The organism is Bacillus sp. FSL E2-8900, from assembly GCF_037966225.1.
Taxonomy (GTDB): Bacteria; Bacillota; Bacilli; order Bacillales; family Bacillaceae_G; genus Bacillus_A; species Bacillus_A cereus.
In genome coordinates, this window is record NZ_CP150193.1 from 3,274,116 (window position 1) to 3,291,194 (window position 17,079).

A 17,079-nucleotide genomic window follows, 5' to 3' on the forward strand; every position below is an offset into this window, starting at 1 on the left:
GTTTTCTCCTCCTACTTATCCGTTAAATGCACATACCCTGGACGTGCCCACTTACGATGTACCTCAATGCCAGCTTGAGGGTGACGTTTTTTATTGCGTGGGTTCGCTTTTGGCATCGGATTTTCGCCGTCAACTTCTAACACTTCCATACGTACTTTCGTTTGTTTATACGCAGGTGTATTCGTACGTACATCCACAGCAGGACCTGTTAAGAAATTAATTGCCGTTTCGTTATCTGTAGAGTTCATCGGTAAATATAACTCATTCGCTTTTACACGATCTGTAACGAGTGCACGTAATTTTAATGCTCCAAAAGGAGAGACAAGACGAACTAACGAACCTGTTTTTACGCCACGTTCTTTTGCAAGGTCTGGAGAGATTTCAACGAAAACACCAGGTACTTTCGTTTGAATACCTGTTGATTTATTTGTCATATTCCCTTCATGGAAATGCTCAAGCATACGACCGTTGTTAATGTGAAGGTCGAACTCAGCTGGAAATTCAGCTGGACGTACCCAGTCAGCAATCGCAAAACGAGCTTTTTTATCTGGGAAGTTAAATCCATCTTGGAACAGAAGTGGTGTATTTGTTCCATCAAAACTTCCCCAATGGAAACTGTTCCATCCTTCAAGCACTTCATAGTTCGCTTGCGAGAACAATGGTGATAAACTTGCCATTTCAGCAAAGATTTCACTTGGGTGGCTATAATTCCAGTTTGCCCCTAGTTTATTCGCAACCTCCTGGACGATCCACCAGTCTGGTTTCGCATCTCCTAGCGTAGGAAGCACTTGATATAATCTTTGGACACGGCGCTCTGTATTTGTGAAAGTACCTTCTTTCTCAAGAGATGGCGCTGCTGGTAATACAACATCTGCATATTGAGCAGTTTTAGAAAGGAAAACATCTTGCACAACGAAGAAATCAAGGCTCGACAACACTTCATGTACATGATTTGCATTAGAATCTACAAGAGCCATATCTTCTCCGACAAGATACATTGCTTTCATTTTTCCTTCGTCAATTGCGTGAAGCATTTCAATATTATTAAGACCTGGTTCACTATCAATTTTCACTCCGTAAGCAGTTTCAAATTTCACACGTTCCATTTCGTTAGTAACGTGCTGATATCCTGGAAGCCATCCTGGTAAAGTACCCATATCACAAGCACCTTGTACGTTATTGTGACCTCGAAGTGGGTATGCACCTGCTCCTGGACGACGATAGTTCCCTGTTGCAAGAAGTAAGTTTGAAATTGCAGCGGAAGTATCAGAACCACCTGTATTTTGCGTTACCCCCATACCCCAAAGGATACATGTACCATCTGCATCACGAATCATTTCAGCCATTTGAATAAGTGTTTCTTTTGAAATACCTGTTACTTCTTCTGCATATTCAAGTGTATATTCTTCTAGGCTCTCTTTGAAATCTTCAAAGAAGTTTACATTCTCATTAATAAATTCCTGATCATGCCAACCTTGATCGATCATATATTTCGTAACAGCCATTAACCATACTTGATCTGTTCCTTGTTTTGGACTAATAAAGACATCTGATCGCTCTGCCATTTCGGTTTTACGAAGATCAGCTACAATTAACTTTTGTCCGTGTAATTTATGTGCACGTTTAATACGTGTAGCTAGAACAGGATGACCTTCTGTCGGATTACATCCTACAATAATAACAAGACCAGATTGCGCAATATCTTTAATCGTTCCGGCATCACCGCCCATACCAATTGTACGGAACAAACCATCCGTTGCTGGTGATTGGCAATAACGTGAGCAGTTATCAATATTATTCGTTCCAAATACTTGTCGAGCTAATTTTTGAATTACATAATTGTCTTCATTTGTAATTTTAGAGGAAGAAATGAATCCAATAGAACCTTTACCGTACTCTTCTTTAATAGCGCCTAATTTATTTGCAACTACATTCAGTGCTTCTTCCCATGTAGATTCAACAAAGGTTCCATTTTTACGAATTAAAGGTTTTGTTATTCGTTCTTTAGAATTTACGAAATCCCAACCAAATTTCCCTTTTACACAAGTGGAAATTGCGTTAACTGGTGCATCTGAAGATGGCTGTACTTTAAGGATTTTACGCCCCTTCGTCCACACTTCAAACGAACAACCTACACCACAAAATGTACATACTGTTTTCGTTTTCTTCGTACGAGTATCACGCATGGCCGCTTCCACTTCTGATACCGCAAAAATACCGCTATAACCAGGCTCAACTTCTTTAATTAAATCTACCATCGGTTCAAGAATATCTGGTTTTAATCCCGTCATAAATCCAGCTTCACCGAGCATCGTTTTCTCCATTAAAGCGTTACAAGGACAAATCGTTACACATTGACCACAGCTAACGCATGAAGAATCATTAATATTTACTCCTTCATCCCAAATAACTCGTGGGCGTTCCGCTTCCCAGTCTATCGATAACGTTTCATTTACTTGTAAGTTTTGACACACCTCAACGCATTGACCGCATGCAATACATTGATTAGGATCATAGCGATAAAACGGATGCGTCATATCAACTTCACTTACATCTACTTTCGGTTCATACGGATATTTTTGATGTTCGATTTCCATTAATTCTGCTGTATTATGCAGTTTACAGTTCCCATTGTTGTTGTCACATACTGTACAGTATAATAAATGATTTTCTAGTAACCGATCCATCGCCTCTGTTTGTGCTTCTTTTGCGCGAACAGAAGCACGTTCAATGTTCATACCTTCCGTTGCTATCGTCGAACAAGAACGCATTAACTTTCCGTCAACTTCTACAATACAAGTGTCACATGTTTGAATAGGATCTACTTCTGGCACGTAACAAATTTGCGGATGTTCAATCCCGTTCTCATTAATAACACCCAATATCGTTGAACCGGGCTCCGCTGTATACTTTTTTCCGTCAATTGTAATATGAACCATGTTGTTATTCATGGTCTTTCCCCCTTTTTGAGAATAAAAAAACTCCACCACGAAAATATACGCACCGCATTTCGGCACGTTATTATCATGGTGGAGTAGTTTATTAGCACATCTTGCTAAAATACCAATCCATTTATTCATAAATAAAACGATAGAGTCATAACAGGTCATATCACGATTCCATCTTTAACACTATAATTATAGCGTTAAAGTTAAAAATATACAATATAAAATTTAAACTACGCATATGTCAGCTTGTAACTATCCATAATAACCCATATAAAGTGAAACTTTAATCAGTGGGGGGTTTTCTTCATCCCCACTGATTATCAGCCCTCACCAATCGAGATAAAACATAACAAGGAGTAAGCGAACAAATGGGGTCTTTTAATAAATGGATTCGTGGTGAAAAATCTTTTTCTACCCAAGAGCAAGCTGATTACGCATTAAATAAATCTATCTCTTCTTCCCTTTCCCTTAATTTAAAGCACTTGTCCAAAATGTTTAGCGGTATTCCAGAATTAATAACACGCACTTTTCCATTAAAAAACGGACAGGAAGCTGCACTTATATATATGGAAGGACTTGTAGACAAAACTGTTATTAACGTAAACATTCTTCGTCCTCTCTTATTTAAAGAGTGGAATGAAGACGATTTTTGGGAAGCATCTGTTTCTATCGGAAATATTAAAAAAGTTCAACAGTGGACAGACATTGAACAATCTCTTTTACACGGCAAAAGTATTTTATTTATAAACGGACAACTATCCACTTTAGAGCTTGATACGCAAGCGGCACCAAAAAGGAGCATTGAAGAACCTACAACAGAGAGCTCCATAAAAAGCTCACACGAAGGATTTAATGAAGTAGCGAGCGACAGCCTTGCACTTATTCGTCGATATATTCCAAATCGCGAATTAAAAGTGAAGGAATTCACTGTTGGTGAACGAGCTACTTCAAAGGTTTTTTTGCTTTATCTAGCAGATGTTGCGAACGAAAATGTCGTAAAAGAAATGGCATCTCGTATCGAGTCAGTAAAAGTTGATGCGATTCTTACTACTGGTGAATTAGAGGGGTTTGTTGAAGATAATTCCTTTACTCTCTTTCCGCAATTATCAATAACTGAACGCCCTGACACAACAGCACATCATATTCTAGATGGGCGAATTGCCGTTGTTGTAGATCGCTCACCAGGCGTATTAATAGGACCTATGACCTTTTCATCCTTTTTTCAGACGATAGATGATTACAGCTTCAGACCCATGATTCCATCTTTTATACGACTTCTTCGTTTCACTGGGCTATTTATTGCAATATTTGCTCCTGCTCTTTATATTGCTATGATTTCCTTCCATTATGAAGTGATTCCGCTCAAATTGTTGTTAACGATTGGAGAATCTCGAGCCAAAATTCCTTTTCCCCCCATATTAGAAGCTTTATTAATGGAATTAGTTCTCGAAATGCTCCGAGAAGCAGCGATTCGGCTTCCTGGGCCTGTTGGACAAACAATCGGCGTCGTAGGAGGAATTGTAATTGGACAAGCTGCCGTTCAAGCTGGGATTGTTAGTAACGTTATGGTTATCGTCGTATCAATTACTGCGGTTGCCTCCTTCATTATTCCTAACTTAGAAATGTCAGCAGGAATTCGACTTCTTCGATTCCCAATGATGATAGCCGCCTCTTTATTTGGCGTCATTGGAATTATGGTTGGGATGGCAATCATTATTATTCATATACTTTCTATGGAATCTCTCGGTGTTCCTTATGGTAGTCCTTTTTCTCCGTTATTTGCTTCGGATTTAAAAGATACCCTTGTACGTTTCCCATGGAAAATTATGAAGAAACGACCACTATCTCTACAATTAAAACAAGATAACCGGCAAAGAGATGTTGAGGAAAAGGAGGATAATAAGTGACAAAACGTGCAAAGAGGGAGATTAGTTTATTTCAATACATTTTAACGATTAGTGGTGTTCAAGTAGGATTCGGTGTCCTTACACTTCCGCGTGAAGTTGCACAAGGGGCAAATACAGATGGCTGGATGTCTATTATTATTGGATGTGCTCTCACTACTTTAGTCAGTTTATGTATTGTGAAAATTATGGAAAATCATCCTGGATATACTTTACTCGATGTGCTGACTCGTTATCTTGGGGAGTGGCTAGGAAGAGTAGGAATGATTTTTTGGATTTTATATGCTGTCCTTGCAGCTATTTCCTTAATTTTTTCCCTCTTATACGTTATTCACATTTGGATTTTACCTAGAACTCCAATGTTTTTAATTATGATTTTACTATCTATTCCAATGTTAATGCTAGCATGTAAAGGCGTTCTTATTATAAGTCGCTATGCTGTTTTCACTGTATTTTTCACACTATGGATGCCTTTTCTATTGTTTATTCCGCTTAAAGATGGGCATTGGATTTATCTTCTTCCTCTTCTTAAAGAAGGCTGGATACCAGTTTTAAACACAGTAAAATCAACTATCATTGCGTTTCTCGGATTTGAGTTTGCATTTGTCCTTTATCCTTATCTCAGTAATAAATCATCTGCAAAAAAAGGAATTGTTCTTGCGAATTTGATTACGCTATTTATTTATCTTCAAGTCACGTTTGTCTCTTTTGTTTATTTTAGTCCAGATGGTATAACAAAGTTTTTATGGCCGACTCTTTCTCTTGTTACACCATTTCACTTCTCATTTCTTGAGCGATTTGAAATTATCTTTTTGTCATTTTATCTCTTTATTATTTTTGATTCCTGTATTCCTTATATTTTCACTGCTTCAGATGGAATTAATCAATTACTTAACAAAAAAAGCAGTTCATTACCTATTTATGTTTTATTATTCGGGTGTATTTTCATCTTATTCTTTTATATCCCTTCCTCTTACCAAATAAGTTCGTTGCGAGAATTTTGGGGAACTGCAAGTTATTTTATCGTTTTTCTATTCCCAGTCGTATTTCTCTTATACATGACACTTTATCAGCATTGGAAAAGGAGAAGAGTTTAAATGAGGCGCTTTATTCATTTCACTATACTTTACTTTCTCATAACCTTTTTAACAGGCTGTGGAGATCGACTCGACTTAGAAAAACAATCGATTTCATTAATTTACGGCTTTGACGCAAAAGCAAAAGGAAAATTAATTGTGTACCACGTAAATCCTATTTTTAATGAAGACGTAGAAAAAAAGTACGAAACACATGAAGCGAAAGTACGTACACCTCGAGAAGCAAAAGCAACGTTTAATAGTTCAAGTGGCGGTTTAGTATCTACAGAAAAGTTACAGCTCATTTTATTTAGCACAATTTTTTTAAAACAAGAAGGGGCTATGCCTTACCTTGATGTTTGGTATCGTGATCCTAAAAACACTGGAAACATGCGCATGGTTGCAGTAGACGGTCCAATTTCTTCAGTTATATATAATAACTTTAAAGATAAGCCTGCCCTTCCCGAGTATTTAACAGATTTAATTAACACGAACAAACTGTACAATCGGACCGTTTTTACGACATTCCATGAATTTCACAGGCAAACGTTTAATAAAGGTATAACACCTGCTATTTCAGAAATAAAAAAAGATAAAAAGGATGTTATCGTTACTGGTTCCGCGCTATTAACTTCTCGCGGAATTTATAAAATGTCATTAAATCGTTATGAAAGCGCCCTTCTTCTTTTGTTACAAAAGAAAGCGAATACACCGGTTTCGCTTACATTGAAAATCCCTTCTACTTCAGTTGAAAGTAATAGTGATTTAAAAGATACCGATGGCGGCGATTTCGTAACAATAAATGTTCTTAGCATGAATCGTGATATCCATACAGACTATAGCGATAACCACTTCAAATTTCATGTTAAAATGGATTTAAAAATTGCTGTCTCTGAACTTACATTCAATATGGATATAGACAAAGATAGAAAGAAATTAACTTCTCTTATTACAAAACAACTAAACAAAGATTTGAACGATTTAATCCACAACATTCAAAAACAGCAACTTGATCCATTCGGATTTGGTGATTATGCGAGAGCGTTTCAATATAAAGAATGGAAACAAGTCGAAGATGATTGGCCGAGTGCCTTTTCAAAAGCTAATGTGAAAGTGGCACCAACTATTAAAATTTTAGAAAATGGGATTATTAAATAGAAAAAACACGCTACTTGTTCTTATATGAATAAGTAGCGTGTTTTCATTTCCATTACAAGTATTATTTCAATGGACTATACTTTATTTCTATTTCTAACATTACTATGTTTTTTAGCATATACAAAATATATGAAAACCCCTACTATAATCCATGCCACAAAACTAATTAAAGTAAGCTTAGAAAGGTTCAAAGCTAAATATATACAACTTACTATCGAAACGATAGGTAAAAAAGGTACTAGAGGAGCACGGAATGGCCTCTTCATATTAGGATGTGTCTTTCTTAATACAATGACAGCTATAGATACAAACACAAATGCTGTTATCGTTCCCATATTCACTAAATTAGCTAATAAATTCAAATCCACTAATCCCGCTAATAAAGCTGCTAGTATACCTGTAACCCATGTATTAAAAAATGGAGTTTGTAAACGTTTATGGACACTTGAAAGTCTTTTTGGTAACAATCCATCTCGACTCATCGAATAAGATACACGAACAAATGCAAACATAGCTACTAACAGAACTGTTGTTAGCCCTGCTATCGCTCCCACCGATAACAACCCAGCAATTCTATCTTCTCCTACAATGCGCAACGCATATGCAACCGGATCAGCAACATTTAATTCCGTAAACGGAACCATTCCAGTTAACACGAATGAAACACCTACATATAGAACCGTACAAATGAACAAGGAAACAAGTAGCCCAATTGGCACGTTACGTTGTGGACGCTTCACTTCTTCTGCGGCTGTTGCAACTGCATCAAATCCTAAAAAAGCAAAAAATACAGTAGCAGCGCCTCCTACCACACCGTGAAAACCAAACGGTAGAAATGGTTGCCAATTCTCTGGTCTTACATATTGTGTCCCTACAACAATAAATCCTACAATAACAGCCAGTTTAATAATAACCATTATATTATTTATTCGTGCACTTTCTTTTGCACCACGGCTTAATAAAAATGTAACAACTAAAATAATAAGAACTGCTGGTAAATCAATGATTCCACCCTTCCCCATTCCTGGTGCCGAAGCAAAAACCGTAGGAATGTGAATATTAAAACCTAGTAACAATGACTGAAAATATGCTGACCAGCCTGCTGCAACCGCAGAAGTCGCTAATAAATACTCCAGCATAACACACCAGCCAACTATAAATGCAAAAATCTCACCTAGTGTCATATATGTATATGAATATACACTTCCCGAAACTGGAACTGTAGATGCAAATTCAGCATAACAGAAAGCTACACATGCACATATAATTGCCGCTAATACAAAAGATAATACAATCGCCGGACCAGCATGTTTCGCTGCTACAATACCAGTTAATACGAAAATACCTGTACCAATAATTGCTCCAATACCTAAAAGAGTTAAATCAATCGCTCCTAAAGTTTGATTCAATACTTTTTTCTTTTCTTCATCCATTGCTTTCTTTATGAAAAGACTCATTCTTTGAAACCTCTTTTTCAAGTTTATCTCTTACTTGTTACATTCTTTATTACTGTTCTATTTTAAAAATAAAAATATACATAGTTCACTTCCCCTATAGACTTAGTAACCCACCTCAAAAAAACAGAAAAATCAATTCCCTTATAGCATATTGAATTTTCAAAATATTAATGGTACAAAAAACCATTAAGAATGCTGATTGAATTTATCATACAATTAATTATATTGTCAATAATAAATCAATCAAAAATAATCGGTTGATTATGTATCAAATGTTATTTTTATACATAATTATTTTCTCAAAAACATTGTTGTTTTCCACCTTAATATTCATACACATTTTATTACATTGATTTTCATACAATTTTCATTACATACAATGCAATGAAAATCATAATAACCTCAAATGAGTTATTATTTAAAAATAATAATTCATTTGAGGTTATTTTACCATTTTAATACTAACAAAAAAGTGCAGATTTTCATCTGCACTTTTTTTATTCTTCCGCTTCAGCTTCTGCACTACTATTTTCAAGATGCTCCTTCTGAGCTTCCTCTTGCAGCTCCGCTGAAATCATCCCATAATAAAGTTCCGGATATAACCCAAATATTTGATATACACTTCCTAAAAACGGCATCAGAATCCCTCTTTTCTAAAGTTGTATTGCCACTTTTAAGGATTCCCTTTTCATTCATTATACATTCGTTTTTGACGTTTCTTCTTCATCTTGAACACCTAATAAATTTTGCCATTTTTTATACGGAGCGCTATTTGGATCTACATATCCTTTTGCATGCGAGCGATCCCACAATTGTTTAATAAACATTTCTTTCTCTTTCTTTGCCACCATATCGGCACCTGTACCGTAATAGTTCTGGAAATACAACTCGATTTCATCAAGGAATAGTCTTAATAATTCATCTGATGTTTCTTCTAACGTCGAATCATACTTCGCTTCACGGTCATACATTAAAATCATATCTAAAAGATTGTGGACATGTTCTTTTCTAAGCCATCTTACATCTTGGGCTCCTAATACGAACGGATGTGTATATAAATGTCCACCTTGTATCATCGCCTTTTCTTGCTCTTCTTCAAATCGTGACAAGATGTTTTCATAAATAAACGGATTATGAAGCAACGCTCTGTGTAATTTATAACTTTCGCTTGAAATATTTTTCCCCATCGACTGAATTAAAAAGCTACGTCCTACACCGTTATATTGATACACAAACTGTCCATCAACAGCAACTAAACTAATCCAGCGATACATATATGCGTATAGTAATGCACGATTACATTTATCATAATCTAATTTTGTTTGAGTCGCGTTTAAATCTGGCATAAAGGCTGGTAAATGCCAATACTTATCTAAATGCGGCGTTAAACTAGATTTTTTACTATTTAATTTGTTTACACGGCGATAATACGATTGGAAATAGTCACCTTTATCATTCATAAATCCATTTGAAATATGTCCTGATGATAATTTAGGAAAGTCTTGCAGCGATAAGCCGTAATGCGCTCGATAACAGATCACTTCAAATAGCGAAAAGGCTTCATGTACTGTATCTTTTTCTTTAAACATTTCTTGAATTAATTCCTCTTGCAACTCTTTCTTTAAAGAAGGATGTATACCCCAATATTGTAATTCCCTATGATGAGCAACTTTCGGAACGAATGGACTCGCTAAATGGAACAGGTCTTCAATTTTTTCACGAACGTATTCATCGCGATCACGTTTCTTATAATCTGCTTCTTTTCGCAACGCTTCAATAATATTCAGTTCTAATTTATCACGATAGCGTACTTGCAGTTCGTCATAACAATAGCTCAGTATATGTTCTCGGTAGAAATCCTCTACCTTTTTCGACTGAATCTCTTCTGTTTTCGCATCACGACAGTATTCCCCGTACAAACTCATATAAATTTCCGCTGATATATCTTTCGGTAGTACACCTAAATTTAAATGTTGCTGCATATCTTGCCATATCTTTTCTTGCAGCTGTTCCTCAGCTAATACATATACATTCGTCGGGTTTGTTTTCCCTTCAAATTCCTTACTGCGCTTTTGGATTTCAAACAGTAAATTTTCACGTGTTTCATGTAAATTATCAAAAAATCTTTCCCAATATTGAATCATTTTATTAACTGCTTGATATAGCGATTGATATACAAGTTCTAATAGCATTTCTTTTCGATATTCATTTAATTTGTGTACATATTGCGTTACGATGTCTTCAAATTCTCTTTTGAATAAACGTTGCTGATTATTAATCATTTTTCCGAACCAGCCTTGTTGTTGAGCAATTTCTACTCGGCGTACAGCCGTTACCGTTCCATCAATATTACCCACATTAAATTTTTTATCGTAATTTTGAATTACATTACGCTTTTGTTCATTATTTTCATGTAGTCGATTCATTTTTTCTACTAACTGCTTTCGAATTTCATATAACATAAAACGTGCTGCTACTGGGTGAACGGGATCTGTTTTCTTTAAAAACCATGTATTTAATTGATAGGACTGCCCTTCAGAGCCACTTGGTGAAAAGCGGTCTGATTCAATCATGTCATATAAAAGTGTCGTTACATGTTCATGTACCCGGCTCGGAATCGCATACGCATATAAACGAACCGCATGATCCACTCTTGCCACTTCACCCTTCATTTGTTCCATCATTTTCAGTTTCGTAGCTGAAATTTTACACTCATGTTGCAGACGATTTAATTCCTCATCTTTTTGCACCGTTCGTTGTACATAACTTTCTACAGCTTCTAAAAAAAGTTTTGATTTCGCAACTCCGAGCTTACCACCCTCTGCTCCTTCACGTGTTTCATTGTACATTTGTCTATAGAAAATATGAGCTTGCTCTGGACGGGTAGCAAGATGCTCCAAGTCCTCTAAATAACTTTTACCTCTCTCCGGCTTTTCACGTTGCATCCCACGTTTTACATCTTGATCGTATCTTTGCTTCTTCTCTTGAAACAGTTGATCTAAATGAAGCCACGATTCATCTAAACCTTGCACAGCCCATTTTAAAGCACAATATTTTAACACATGTTCATATGGATAAATGAGTTTTGCCGTTCCTGCCCCGCAATATCGTCCTTTTCCGCTTGATTCTGCTAATTGCTGAATTTGATTGTCTTCCTGTGCAAAATGACTTGTGGACATCGGGCTAAATAACTGTAAATAAATTGTATTTGCCATCTGTTCCATATAGTCTGATAAATTGTGTAAATGGTGTCCATGTAGGTTTTCGTAATCGTATAAGAAACAATAATTGTACGGTAAATGATGTTGTTTAATTGTATGATTCGTTCTTCCGTCTTCATCTACTTGATCAGGGCGATACTCTAATTCAATTGTTACACCGCCGCGTTTTGATAATTCTCCAGTAGACCCGAGCGTAATAGCATGTAATTCTTTTAACGATGCATAGCCATTTGCTTGCACCGTTTCAAATTCTTTCGCGCTAACCGTTCTCGTCTTTACTAAAACATCCGGCATTAAAAACGCACCGCGTATTAAAATGTTATGATGCTGCAATTTCTTCCGAAGCATTTCACGTAAATATAAAGCAATTTGCAGAAACATCCCTGAACCTGTTCCGCCTGCTAGTGATGTTACTATAATGACACGCACACCATATTCCGTTTGATCACTTGTAACCGGAAAAATCTTCTCGATTTCTTGCCAAAAAGACGTCAATTTATCTTCTTTCATCGCAGCACGTAACGCTAAACGTGAAATGACGCGTAACTGTCCTGCTCCTTCTGTTAATGGTTTATCAAGTATAGTCGGATCCATCGGAAACCACTCTGGGATCGTTGGATCTCCCGCAATATACTCCCTAGGCGTTTTACTAGAACTTGTTTGTGTCTTAAACTTTCGAATATGATCGAATTTACTTAATGTATTCACATCTGTATCAAATACGTGCATTGCTACCTTTTTCCGGCGCTCTTCAGGCAGTTTTTCATATATTTGATGCGTCACAGTACTACCGATTCCACCTAAACCAATTAATATTGTTGGAACTTGTAATGTCATGTGAACCACCTTCCTATTCTTGCTTGTTTGAAAAAAGGGAAAGAGGATCAATACTCCATCCCCTTCTTATCCCTACCTACTATTCACATTCGTACTTGTAAATCTCTTTACCATATCCCCTATCAATTAGTAAAAGTTCATTTGGATATAGTGTCTTATGTTCCATTCCTACTTCATCCTCTGCTATAAACATTCCATCAATAATCATTCCAACTACTTGTGATTCTTTCGCTACAAAGACAGATTTCGAACCTTTCTTCGCTATAAACGTAACGGATTGCACGGTTTTTCTTTCTGCTCTAAATGGGATACCAAAATAATGGTTCCACCATTTATTTCGAAGTAATTCTGGTTCAGATTGATATAGCCAATCTTTCGCTACCTCTTGATCCCATTCATAATACAGTAGTGCTTTCCGGTGAAATCTTGGCCGAACAATCCATCCTAAAACAATGATTCCTACTACTAGCAGTAATAAAGTGATAGGAATGACAAACTTAAAAATAAGCGCATATTTTTCATAAAACGGAGCATCTTGAATATGGAATGTTATGTTTTTCTTTACTTCTTGTAACTTTGAATCCTGCATTACGATGGTAGCTTCTACGGTGCCGGTATCTGTAAAATTAAATGTGTCGGAGTAATAGGGACGAGGATAAACATAGATTTGATTTCCATGTTGCTTTATTTCATAATTGATTGATTGTTTAGATGTGACACCAGTAGATTTTAATAGTTTTTTTACAGCTTCTTCTGTCATTAACTTACCATCTAACTGTGGTTGTAAAACAAATGGTTTACTATTCTCTAAATTTGTCACTTTTTCTTCATAATCTTTTGTAACAGTTTGAAGTGATAATTTCGGTTTCTCAGCTGTTTCAATTTTAAATTCTTTCGTCTGTCTATAAAACCCCTTTATATTCATATGAACTTTCCCGCGTACTAACCCTTTACCAAGCTTCGTTTCGTAATAAAACACATGCCTTTTATCGTTCCACTTCATTGCATATTGTTTTCCATCTATTTCTACTTCTGCCTGAAAGTAAGAAGACTGAACTGGCAACTCCGTAGGCTTTGCTTCAATAACAGCAGTAACACCTTCGTACATGTTCTCTACATTTTTTTGACTACTATCATCTTTGTCATAAGTAGAAACCGTATAATTAAGCGCTGGTTCAACTAATACTTGTAGTCCTTCTTTCTCAATGTCCTGGTCCACTTCTATCGTATAAGTTCCTGGTTTAATAACTTCCTCATTTTCCGTACTTATATGAACTATATTTCCGAACAATTTTGCTTCTCCTGGTGCATGTATGGAAAAAGAAGATTGTAATTGTAATGGTTTAGAAATTTGTGTGACCTGATAATCGGGCAGAGAAGGCGATTGTCGTACAAGCGTCATACGCTTTAACGGAAATGGTGTTGTAATCTCTACTCTTTTCCCCACTACTTTCGTTTTTACAATCGATTCAACAGAGGAGAATGGATCACGATTTGCAACTAATGCTGCCACTTGATTTACACTTTTTACAATGCCATCTTCTCCGCTTGACGGCATCGTAACACCATTTATCTCTTTCTTCCATATTTCCTTGAACGTATTTAGTTGTTCTTTTTCTTGTTGTCCTAAATCTTCTTCCATCGTAATTAAGACTGGATGTAACGATATCTTTTTTGTATCCATTTCTTTCTTAAACTGGGCTAATTTCTGCAAAATTTGTTCTTTTCCGCCAACCTTATCTTTCTCTAAATCATTAAATGCCCCGTCAGTTAATACAATAAGCCAAAATTCACGTTTTCCATCTATATCTGCTTCCTTTTTTATAGATTGCATCGCCGTTTCTACCGCGCTAAATGGAGTATTTAAATACGTTTTCCACGCTCCAATTCCCTCAATTTCTGTTTGCCTTTTATCCTTCGTTAACGAAATGTTTAATGGATCATTCGGCTTACTCATTGGAACGTAAGAAAATTTATCTTTTTCATCCAATAGCGCAACTAAACTTTGCAAAGCATAATTGGCATATTTCCAGCGATCGTTATTTCTCATGCTGCCCGAATCGTCATATACAAGTGAAACGACCCTTTCCTTTGCCTCCTCTCCTTTTGCAAAAGCTGATAAAGGTAAACATATAAATAGAAACAACATGAACGTGGCACAAATTCGGATTTTCATGATGAGGCTTCGCCACCTTTGTAGACAAATTCCTATGTTTAAATTTATGAGAGGAAACAAGATATATGACTTGTATTTTAGGACAACTAACCCACCATAACCTTATTATGTAAACAGATCATACACTTGGTAATATTCCTTCTAGCATTCTCTATCCAATTATATAAGTAAAAAAGCCTGTTTAAGCTCCACGCTTAAAACAGACTTTTCCTACTTTTTATTTTAAAAACGCATAACAAAAAGTTTGATTTTTGACTTAACACATCACTTCTATTGTAAATCCACCAGGTGCTTCAATATAAAACGTATACGCATGGGCATGCTTAGGAGGCTCGACCAAAAATCCATCTTCCTTCAATCTTCGATTTATCTTGTCTACTTGTTCTTCACTTTCTTGTGGAAATCCTACATGAAATGTTTTTGGATACTGAACTTCTTTCCCTTTCATTAACGTTAGTATAAATCCATCATTATCACGCATAACTGCAAAGGCATTCCCCCTTGTTCCACTACAAGTTAAGCCAAAATACTTTTCTAAAAACTCTCTTGCAGCTACTACATCTGCAACTGTTAAATTAAGATGTTTAATTCCCAACTCATCACCTTCTTTCTTAATTTTCTAACATTTTATCATACAATTAAAAAACACGCCTTTCACAGCGTGTTTCATTGCTTTACATACACTTCAACAATCGGATTCTCTTTATGATCCGCATGCAAGCGTATATTCTCTTCACCTGTATTATAAATACTAGCTAATAACATTATCGTTAACACATTAGGTGTCTTCGCATCACTTCCGTATTTTCTCTCAAGCGCTTCCTTATATTCAAAATCTAAATCCCCCTGCACATATGTATACACTTCAAAACCATCTTCTAAATTGCAAACTACTGTATCAATAATATCTGTCCCTACTTGCTTCTTCATTTCCTCTCGTAACGCTTCAATAAAATCTTCCCATGGTACTTCGTATGTCTGAAACTGATCTGTAGATTTCATGCCTTTTCCTCCTTATATATCCTCTTCTTATATTTCCCCTTTCCTATAACAATTATGATAGATAGGGCATTCGTACAAGCCGCACTTGTCCCCCTTACATATCGTATTACTGTAATGCGGAAGGAGGAAAGAATATGCATAGACAAAAATGTTATCATACATGCCAACGTTATTTCGGAAAAGTTGTTCGGATTGAAGACCGTGATGGCCGTATACATTTAGGTAAAATAATCGATGTGACACAAAACTCTGTATGGATCGAACCGGTGCAACAGCGCTCATCTTTTGATTCAGGGTTCGGATACTACGACGCTTATGCAAACGGTGGTTGTGACCTTTGTGGAGGCCTTAGCAGGTGTGATAGTTGTGGATTCGGATGCGGTGGTGGATTCAGCAGCTGCGGATGTGGTGGTCGTGGTTGTAGTAGTTGTGGTTGCGGCGGCTGGGGAGGCGGCGGTTGTGGCTGGGGTGTTGAACTCGGATTTGGTTTCATCTTCGGAATTACATTAGCTGCATTATTTTTCATTTAACATAGTAAAGAGTTGGCTACCTTTAGCCAACTCTTTTTCTTTATTTTTCACATATAAAAATACGATGCCCTAAAATGTGTTGGTACATAAGCCGTACATTTTCATGCTGTGCCCACGCCTCATATAACTCATTCGGAATATGTGAGGATACATTCCATTCTGGCTCTTCTACAGAGCCAGAGATTGTTTCTGCAATCGTGCCACCACCCGCAATTGTAATTCTTTTAAAATTTGCTTTCTGAAATAATTGTACCCACTCATTCTCAGTTAACAGTTCTTTCATGCCATATAATTGGGCGATTTTTTCTTCCTCACCCTTATCAATGTGCCTATCAATAATCATTTCAATGACAACAAGCTTACCGTCCTGCTGTAATACACGATAACACTCCGAGATAACCCTTTCTTTATCTGTAAAAGCGATGATTGATTCTCCAAGTACGAACTCAAATGAGTTATTCAAACACGGTAAATTCTCTACATTTCCTTCAATTAATTGTATATCTAACCCTTCAAACAACCATCTATCTTTTGCCTTTTGAATCATAATTTCATTCTTTTCAACCGCTGTTACTTTATAACCAAATTCCCTTGTCATATATGCCGCTGTTTTCCCCGTACCGCAACCTATCTCAAGGACATTCGCTCCATATTTAAAAGGCAGTTGTGCTAACAATTGTTTTGTTAACGTAAAACCACCAGGATGAGCACTTCCTATTCCGTAATAAGCTAGGAAATCGATGTATGTGTTTCGTTTCATGGGATTCTCC

At 36.4% G+C, this 17,079-nt stretch carries 12 protein-coding genes; 4 read left to right on the forward strand and 8 right to left on the reverse strand.

The window, feature by feature from the left end:
* Positions 1-11: 11 nt before the first annotated feature.
* Positions 12-2,951 (reverse strand): formate dehydrogenase subunit alpha, encoded by a 2,940-nt coding sequence (gene fdhF / locus NST90_RS16670; RefSeq protein ID WP_098218494.1) that lies wholly within the window; start codon positions 2,949-2,951, stop codon positions 12-14.
* Between the two features lie 365 nt (positions 2,952-3,316).
* Between fdhF and NST90_RS16675 the strand changes: the two genes are divergently transcribed.
* From NST90_RS16675 to gerSC, 3 genes are read left to right on the forward strand one after another with little or no spacing between them, the layout of a single operon-like run.
* Positions 3,317-4,855 carry a spore germination protein gene (locus tag NST90_RS16675; RefSeq protein WP_000534516.1) on the forward strand — a complete coding sequence of 513 codons (1,539 nt, stop codon included), beginning with the start codon at positions 3,317-3,319 and terminating at the stop codon, positions 4,853-4,855.
* Positions 4,852-5,949, forward strand: coding sequence for an endospore germination permease (locus NST90_RS16680; protein ID WP_000166518.1), 1,098 nt, complete (start codon positions 4,852-4,854; stop codon positions 5,947-5,949). The genes NST90_RS16675 and NST90_RS16680 overlap by 4 nt, the downstream gene beginning before the upstream one ends.
* The gene (gene gerSC / locus NST90_RS16685; protein ID WP_283748134.1) at positions 5,950-7,086 is read left to right on the forward strand and encodes a spore germination protein GerSC; all 1,137 of its coding nucleotides are present in this window, start codon (positions 5,950-5,952) and stop codon (positions 7,084-7,086) included. It abuts the gene before it with no gap.
* A 74-nt stretch (positions 7,087-7,160) separates the two neighbouring features.
* Here the strand turns inward: gerSC and NST90_RS16690 are convergent, their stop codons facing one another.
* The 6 genes from NST90_RS16690 to NST90_RS16715 all read right to left on the reverse strand — a co-directional run bounded on the left by NST90_RS16690 (position 7,161) and on the right by NST90_RS16715 (position 15,779).
* Positions 7,161-8,543 (reverse strand): amino acid permease, encoded by a 1,383-nt coding sequence (locus NST90_RS16690; protein ID WP_000051661.1) that lies wholly within the window; start codon positions 8,541-8,543, stop codon positions 7,161-7,163.
* A 497-nt stretch (positions 8,544-9,040) separates the two neighbouring features.
* Positions 9,041-9,181 (reverse strand): hypothetical protein, encoded by a 141-nt coding sequence (locus NST90_RS16695; protein WP_001116192.1) that lies wholly within the window; start codon positions 9,179-9,181, stop codon positions 9,041-9,043.
* Positions 9,182-9,238: 57 nt separating this feature from the next.
* The gene (locus tag NST90_RS16700; protein ID WP_283748133.1) at positions 9,239-12,601 is read right to left on the reverse strand and encodes a tubulin-like doman-containing protein; all 3,363 of its coding nucleotides are present in this window, start codon (positions 12,599-12,601) and stop codon (positions 9,239-9,241) included.
* A 79-nt stretch (positions 12,602-12,680) separates the two neighbouring features.
* On the reverse strand, positions 12,681-14,777 hold the full coding sequence (locus tag NST90_RS16705) for a vWA domain-containing protein (RefSeq protein WP_016123220.1): 2,097 nt from the start codon (positions 14,775-14,777) through the stop codon (positions 12,681-12,683).
* A 256-nt stretch (positions 14,778-15,033) separates the two neighbouring features.
* Positions 15,034-15,372 carry a VOC family protein gene (locus NST90_RS16710; RefSeq protein WP_000511518.1) on the reverse strand — a complete coding sequence of 113 codons (339 nt, stop codon included), beginning with the start codon at positions 15,370-15,372 and terminating at the stop codon, positions 15,034-15,036.
* A 71-nt stretch (positions 15,373-15,443) separates the two neighbouring features.
* Positions 15,444-15,779: a hypothetical protein gene (locus NST90_RS16715; RefSeq protein ID WP_000842887.1), complete on the reverse strand. Its 336-nt coding sequence runs from the start codon at positions 15,777-15,779 to the stop codon at positions 15,444-15,446.
* A gap of 134 nt (positions 15,780-15,913) precedes the next feature.
* Here NST90_RS16715 and NST90_RS16720 point away from each other — a divergent pair, with 134 nt between their 5' ends.
* Positions 15,914-16,309, forward strand: a complete 396-nt coding sequence (locus NST90_RS16720; RefSeq protein WP_000555006.1) for a hypothetical protein — start codon at positions 15,914-15,916, stop codon at positions 16,307-16,309.
* Between the two features lie 40 nt (positions 16,310-16,349).
* Here the strand turns inward: NST90_RS16720 and NST90_RS16725 are convergent, their stop codons facing one another.
* Positions 16,350-17,069: a class I SAM-dependent methyltransferase gene (locus NST90_RS16725; RefSeq protein WP_000828241.1), complete on the reverse strand. Its 720-nt coding sequence runs from the start codon at positions 17,067-17,069 to the stop codon at positions 16,350-16,352.
* Positions 17,070-17,079 lie beyond the last annotated feature (10 nt).

Coding starts and splice junctions, on each gene's coding strand:
- fdhF (WP_098218494.1), bottom strand. CDS start 2,951: ATGAATAACAACATGGTTCATATTACAATTGACGGAAAAAAGTATACA.
- NST90_RS16675 (WP_000534516.1), top strand. CDS start 3,317: ATGGGGTCTTTTAATAAATGGATTCGTGGTGAAAAATCTTTTTCTACC.
- gerSC (WP_283748134.1), top strand. CDS start 5,950: ATGAGGCGCTTTATTCATTTCACTATACTTTACTTTCTCATAACCTTT.
- NST90_RS16690 (WP_000051661.1), bottom strand. CDS start 8,543: ATGAGTCTTTTCATAAAGAAAGCAATGGATGAAGAAAAGAAAAAAGTA.
- NST90_RS16695 (WP_001116192.1), bottom strand. CDS start 9,181: ATGCCGTTTTTAGGAAGTGTATATCAAATATTTGGGTTATATCCGGAA.
- NST90_RS16700 (WP_283748133.1), bottom strand. CDS start 12,601: ATGACATTACAAGTTCCAACAATATTAATTGGTTTAGGTGGAATCGGT.
- NST90_RS16705 (WP_016123220.1), bottom strand. CDS start 14,777: ATGAAAATCCGAATTTGTGCCACGTTCATGTTGTTTCTATTTATATGT.
- NST90_RS16715 (WP_000842887.1), bottom strand. CDS start 15,779: ATGAAATCTACAGATCAGTTTCAGACATACGAAGTACCATGGGAAGAT.
- NST90_RS16720 (WP_000555006.1), top strand. CDS start 15,914: ATGCATAGACAAAAATGTTATCATACATGCCAACGTTATTTCGGAAAA.
- NST90_RS16725 (WP_000828241.1), bottom strand. CDS start 17,069: ATGAAACGAAACACATACATCGATTTCCTAGCTTATTACGGAATAGGA.